The following is a 210-nucleotide window of genomic DNA, read 5'->3' as shown; positions in this document are numbered from 1 at the left end:
TGCCAACGGGTGCCGTATAGGTCACCACTGCCGTTGATTGCCCGGCATCCACGTTCTGGGTAATATCCGCCGGACAGCTAATGGTAGGGTCCGTCGTGTCGTCAACGATGATATTTTGGGTCACGGTGATCCCGTTCCCGGCCTCGTCGGTCACGCTATAGGTCCTTGTTATCGTTCCAGGGTTGCTCCCCGTAAGGGCACTGTCGCTCA

At 57.6% G+C, this 210-nt stretch carries 1 protein-coding gene; it reads right to left on the bottom strand.

The genetic code is table 11. From position 1 onward, the window contains the following. A partial coding sequence (locus KIM67_RS18830) for an HYR domain-containing protein (protein WP_371815812.1) occupies positions 1–124 on the bottom strand: 124 nt, incomplete at its 3' end. Between the last annotated feature and the right edge of the window lie 86 nt (positions 125–210).

The sequence above is a fragment of the Flagellimonas sp. 389 genome (genome assembly GCF_018449435.1).
Taxonomy (GTDB): domain Bacteria; phylum Bacteroidota; class Bacteroidia; order Flavobacteriales; family Flavobacteriaceae; genus Flagellimonas.
Note: the sequence above shows the minus strand (reverse complement) of the source record. Positions and strands in the feature narration are given on the sequence as shown.